Origin of the sequence: Vibrio sp. V39_P1S14PM300 (assembly GCF_009904765.1) — a bacterium.
GTDB lineage: Bacteria > Pseudomonadota > Gammaproteobacteria > Enterobacterales > Vibrionaceae > Vibrio > Vibrio proteolyticus.
In genome coordinates this window covers 1-5,053 of the sequence record NZ_WXWP01000111.1, presented here as the reverse complement: position 1 = coordinate 5,053, position 5,053 = coordinate 1, and the positions used below count along the sequence as shown (strand labels likewise).

Below are 5,053 nucleotides of genomic sequence, written 5' to 3'. Positions count from 1 at the left end.
ATGCAATATAGAAGAGTTACTACAGGAGGAAAGACAACGTCGAGACAATTTGCGTAGAGAGAGAAAAAGGAAAAACAGCTTGCTGGTTAAACTGTTCTGCGCCTGCATTGCCGCTCTGTCATTAGCCGCATTGTGGTACTTCGCCGAAGGTCAAATGAACGCCGTAACTCTGCTGCTCGGTTTTGCCTCCATTATGATCGGTTTCACCACGATCATCAAAGCGGAGCAGCCGACAGAGTTTGAACGCCGCCAGCTTGATACATTGCATGAAATCCACATGATTCTGCGTGATCGCGGTGTGCGCTGATTAAAACGGCAGTCCCTGAGGACCGCCGTTTTTTCTATGCCAGTCGAGCAAAATTAGTCTTCTACCCTTTGCCGCCTAGAACAGATTGATTTATCTATTATTTTCATATCTCATAAAACCAGGAGTCATGCTGAAGATCCAACAACTCAGCCGTCCCGCTTTCGAGTTGATAGAGATAAAACTGCTTCAGGGGCGGAGAGTAGATGTGTAACGTCACTAAGGGTTCATCCCCACCTTGCAAGTTGGATATCTGATGAATATCACTGTCGTGACTGACTGTCACTTCACCGCTTGGATAGTGATTCGACTGAGTGGCGTAAATATGGCCATTCGCTGCTGGCTTAAACAAGGTTTCTGTCGCCTGACCATGCAATACTTTAACCCCGCAAGCACTGCCAATGTGATCGTGTATTTTACTCCGTTGACCATTGAGCCAACTCAAGATCAATACTTCACAATGATCATTGCGAAAAAGACGTCGCCTCGAATATGTTTCCTGATCAAACTGTGCCAGTTGTTTGATCTCATCACCGTTCAGTTCGACTTTTTCCAGCATAAAGCGAATGGTCGCCAGAGACAGCGGTTTGTCAGCCAGTTCCACCTGAGCCAGGAGTTCCTGATAGTTGAAACTGTAGTCTGCATCCAGTAATGCGGTTAAAGCCGGTGCCGTCTGATGCTGTGTAGTTGAAGGTTGCATCGTGATCTCCTAACGTTTTGTTTTATTCGTTATTGTTATTTCTTATGCCCATTTGACACAGTTAGTAGACCACTTTCTCACGTGTTCGGCTTATGTCAGTGTTGAATTCAGTGAACAGAGTCACGACTTAACACGTAATTAACAATTCCCCAACTTGCATTGCACCTTTGAACCCAAAAACAAAAAGCCCCTGACTAACAGACGGTTAGCCAGGGGCTTGCGACCGAAACAGAGCAGCTACTTGATAACCCCGCAAATCACTCTGGCACCGCCACCACCAAGCGGGCTTGGGCTGTCAGAATGATTATCACCACCAGCGTGAATCATCAACGCTCTCCCCGGCAAGTCAGCCAGTTCGACACGCGGCGCCATCACCGGCTGGACGACATCGCCGTTTGAATCCGCGTAAATCGGCGGCAAATCCCCGAGGTGGTTGTTGTCACCCCATGGCGTGCCGTGCTGTCCGGTATTTGCGGGATCGTAGTGCCCTCCGGCCGCTCCCCCTAGCACTGTTTTATCGTCTTTGGTACTGGTGTCACAAGACGGATTAACATGAATGTGAAAACCATGCAGACCTGGGGTCAAACCTTTCAATGCAGGCGTGAACACACTGCCATACTGATTTTGGGAGATTTCAATCGTACCGGCGCTTTTCCCGGTGGCCAAATCCGTCATATCAACCGTCACATCGGCCGCCAGTGCTGACGCAGAGAAGACAGAGAAAGCGATGAGCAGAAGCTTGTTGTTCATTATCATTGTCCTTTTGTTAGCGAATGCCACCTAAATATGTAGCATCCGATCCGTCAGTTCTGCAAAAAATCGTCACTATTCAATGCTGTATTCGGCGTTATACACCATACGCTCGATATGGAATCACGATGGCGGTTAGACCGCGCACCACGCACCACGTCCTTGATTCCCAGACATGAAGTAATCTCACGTTGCATATTTGCCACTCGTTTATGGGCTGCATTATCCCCAGATCCACTACAGACGAGTGCAAATACTTGCCTATAGTTAACAATAATTATCACTTACCTGTAAGGTCACCATTATGATGAGTTTGCTTTTCCTCTTGTTGTTCATCGCTATGCTCTGTGCGTTCTGCAACAAAAAGTCGCTTGGTTACGCGGTTTTCACACTTTCAGTGATTGCCGGCCTATATTGGTTCCACCACCACGCCACCGATGCATTAGCCATCTTGCTGTAAGGAGCATCAGAATGAATCGAACTCACGTCACGCTGCTAAATACGCTCGGTTTGCTTGGCATTACCGTCGTATTGATGATTGGTTTCGTACTCCAGTTTGCCTGGAACGAACTGCCCTGCCCGCTGTGCTTGTTGCAGCGTATCGGCTTCGCCATGGTTATGTTTGGTTTCCTTTTAAATGTGGTTTATGGTCCGCAGCAAAAACATTACGGGGTGATACTGATTGGCGCTCTGTTCGGTGCCGCGACGGCATTAAGACAAGTCTCACTGCATGTTATTCCCGGCACCCCAGGCTACGGCAGTCCGATTCTTGGCATGCACTATTACACCTGGGCATTCGTGCTGTTCGCTGCCACTATTTTGGGCGTCGCCCTGTTATTGATGATGTGGAAAGAGGAGTGGCAAGACGCCCGCTATCACATGAGCACTGTGGGTCGATTTGTTTGCCTGCTGGCTCTGGCGGCCGTCGCTCTGAACGTCATTGCCACCTTTGCAGAATGCGGTCCGTATCAGTGCCCGGATAACCCGATAAGCTACTGGATATTCAGTTAACTTTTTGGCCGCTTTCTGCGCGGGCAAAAGGGTTACTCAGGTTGTGAATGGCGAAAGCATGAATGAACCGCTGTCCGCCCAACACGTCAGGCATCAGACCCATTCCGAGTAATCAAGATGACTTCCTTTGCAGCCTGCCCTGCAGATCGGCAGGCCGCTCTACGTAGAATCAGGCATACGCGCCTGACTGAATAAGGACATTTAAAAGTCTGGGCGTTTAGACGTCCAAAAGTTGACTTTCGACGCACATCACATTACTCTGCGCTCCTGTTCTCTATAACGATAAGTTGTCGCGTCATGCAAAACACAACATCCCGCTCGTCACACACAACTTCTTCCGCTCTGGCGTTATTACCGCTGGGCGTTTTTCTGTCGCTGTTTATCGGCGTTGGAACTTACCTGACATTTCAAGGTGTCGACTTTGCCTTTTATCAGTTGCCCGCGCCGATTGCGACGCTGCCGGCCATCATCATCGCGCTGCTGCTGAGTAAAGAGTCTCTCAATCGAGCCATCGAACAATTTCTGCGTGGTGTGGGTCACCAAGACATTATTGCGATGTGCATGATTTACTTGCTGGCCGGAGCCTTTGCCGCCGTTGCCAAAGCCTCAGGTGGCGTCGACGCAACCGTCAACCTCGGTTTGTCCCTGCTACCGACCAGCATGATCCTGCCAGGGATTTTTCTTATTTCGGCCTTTATCGCCACTGCCATGGGGACATCAATGGGCACCATCGCCGCCGTTGCTCCTGTCGCGCTGGGGATCGCCCAGTCGGCCGGTATGAGCCTGCCTCTGACCGCGGGAGTGGTGCTAAGCGGTGCGATGTTTGGCGACAACCTGTCTATCATCTCAGACACAACCATCGCAGCCACCCGTTCGCAGGGCTGCGAAATGAAAGATAAGTTCCGTGAGAACATTCGCATCGCCTTACCAGCGGCGATCTTCGCGTTGGTGTTGTTTGCGTTCAGCAGCAGTGCCACACAAACACCAGAGACAACCCCAATCGAATGGCTGAAAATTCTGCCTTACCTGACGATTTTGATTCTGGCCGTGTCCGGGCTGAATGTGTTTGTGGTGTTGTCGGTCGGCATTATGCTCGCCGGTGGTGTGAGCTTGCTATCCGTTGATCAGTACACATTGACCGATCTGGGTAAAGACATTTATACCGGCTTTGGCAACATGCAGGAAATTTTCCTGCTCTCCATGCTTATTGGTGGCTTAAGTGAGCTGATGCGTCAACAAGGTGGCCTCACGTTCCTGACTCAACTGGTCAGTCGCATCATTAATGTATTTGGTGCAAAACATTCGGCTCATGCAAATTCACGCGCCAGCGAAATGGGCATTGCGGGCCTAGTTTGTCTGACCAACACCTGCACTGCCAACAACACCGTCGCTATCATTGTGTCCGGCAGCGTTGCCCGCCAACTGGCAGAGGAAAACGATGTCAGTGCGCGTCGTTCAGCCAGCTTACTGGATATTTTCTCCTGCGTAACTCAAGGTGTACTGCCTTACGGCGCTCAGGTGCTGCTGCTCGGATCTGTATTCGGTTTATCACCATTGCAGGTAGTTGCTAACTCATACTATTGCTTTCTACTGGCGTTTGCAGCGTTGGTCGCTATTTTCCTCAAGCATCCTGCGCGTAAAACCGCTGCAGTAGCGGAGTCTCAATAGCGCCGATCTGGTGTGTTTTCTCCCCACTCCCGAAAACCACCGCTTGCGGTGGTTTTCTTTTTTTCAAGCATAGTCAACACCGCTTACTCCATGATTCACCAATCATTTCCAACACAACATTACATTTGGCTATAAAAAGGACACATTTTGAGCAGTAAATGGAATTTGACACCAACAAATTAGACTTCTAAGGTTTTTTATTAGTCCCACAACCATGGAGGTCATCAAAGTGAAACGCGCCAGTAACAGTTATCGTCTTCAGCTGATCAAAGAGGTCGCCACCCGACGGCAACAGCAGCTCTCTCATGACCCCATGGCAGACTACATCCACCAGCTTCTTGAAGATCGCCCTCAATTCGAACATCACACAGAGCAACATCGTTTTGCCGGCAATCATTTTGATGAACACGCCGGAGGCTGGGTCAGTGACAAGTGGGGGCTGAAGTAAGCCCTCTCACAATTAAGACTGACCGCAAAAATTCATCGGCCCGACATAAAAATGTCGGGCTTTTTCGTTGGATTAGCTCAGTCTGTTGGCAACAAAGGCTGTTGCTATCACGATATGTAATCAAATGCTATTAACTACGGCACACTCTTACTCTAATTGAGGATTTTAACAA

The 5,053-nt window shown here is 49.5% G+C and carries 7 protein-coding genes; 5 read left to right on the top strand and 2 right to left on the bottom strand.

What is annotated here, in order from left to right; translation table 11 throughout:
- Positions 1-307 (top strand): hypothetical protein (locus tag CAG65_RS05245; RefSeq protein ID WP_237668755.1); only part of this gene is annotated, 307 nt, incomplete at its 5' end.
- Positions 308-410: 103 nt separating this feature from the next.
- Here the strand turns inward: CAG65_RS05245 and CAG65_RS05240 are convergent.
- Together CAG65_RS05240 and CAG65_RS05235 are read right to left on the bottom strand one after the other, a co-directional pair.
- Positions 411-1,004, bottom strand: a complete 594-nt coding sequence (locus CAG65_RS05240) for a cysteine dioxygenase (protein ID WP_161452652.1) — start codon at positions 1,002-1,004, stop codon at positions 411-413.
- A gap of 237 nt (positions 1,005-1,241) precedes the next feature.
- Positions 1,242-1,754 carry a superoxide dismutase family protein gene (locus CAG65_RS05235; protein ID WP_161452650.1) on the bottom strand — a complete coding sequence of 171 codons (513 nt, stop codon included), beginning with the start codon at positions 1,752-1,754 and terminating at the stop codon, positions 1,242-1,244.
- A gap of 304 nt (positions 1,755-2,058) precedes the next feature.
- Here CAG65_RS05235 and CAG65_RS22180 point away from each other — a divergent pair, with 304 nt between their 5' ends.
- The 4 genes from CAG65_RS22180 to CAG65_RS05220 all read left to right on the top strand — a co-directional run bounded on the left by CAG65_RS22180 (position 2,059) and on the right by CAG65_RS05220 (position 4,881).
- Entirely contained in the window at positions 2,059-2,214 is a 156-nt protein-coding gene (locus tag CAG65_RS22180) for a DUF5993 family protein (RefSeq protein ID WP_040903170.1), read from the top strand.
- An 11-nt stretch (positions 2,215-2,225) separates the two neighbouring features.
- Positions 2,226-2,765: a disulfide bond formation protein B gene (locus CAG65_RS05230; RefSeq protein WP_161452648.1), complete on the top strand. Its 540-nt coding sequence runs from the start codon at positions 2,226-2,228 to the stop codon at positions 2,763-2,765.
- 297 nt (positions 2,766-3,062) lie between these two features.
- Positions 3,063-4,433, top strand: coding sequence for a Na+/H+ antiporter NhaC family protein (locus CAG65_RS05225; RefSeq protein ID WP_161452646.1), 1,371 nt, complete (start codon positions 3,063-3,065; stop codon positions 4,431-4,433).
- Between the two features lie 229 nt (positions 4,434-4,662).
- Positions 4,663-4,881: a hypothetical protein gene (locus tag CAG65_RS05220; protein ID WP_161452644.1), complete on the top strand. Its 219-nt coding sequence runs from the start codon at positions 4,663-4,665 to the stop codon at positions 4,879-4,881.
- The last annotated feature ends 172 nt before the right edge of the window (positions 4,882-5,053 follow it).

What these genes read in the sequence shown, in the direction of transcription:
- CAG65_RS05240 (WP_161452652.1), bottom strand. Translation starts at nt 1,004, where the DNA reads ATGCAACCTTCAACTACACAGCATCAGACGGCACCGGCTTTAACCGCA.
- CAG65_RS05225 (WP_161452646.1), top strand. Translation starts at nt 3,063, where the DNA reads ATGCAAAACACAACATCCCGCTCGTCACACACAACTTCTTCCGCTCTG.
- CAG65_RS22180 (WP_040903170.1), top strand. Translation starts at nt 2,059, where the DNA reads ATGATGAGTTTGCTTTTCCTCTTGTTGTTCATCGCTATGCTCTGTGCG.
- CAG65_RS05235 (WP_161452650.1), bottom strand. Translation starts at nt 1,754, where the DNA reads ATGAACAACAAGCTTCTGCTCATCGCTTTCTCTGTCTTCTCTGCGTCA.
- CAG65_RS05230 (WP_161452648.1), top strand. Translation starts at nt 2,226, where the DNA reads ATGAATCGAACTCACGTCACGCTGCTAAATACGCTCGGTTTGCTTGGC.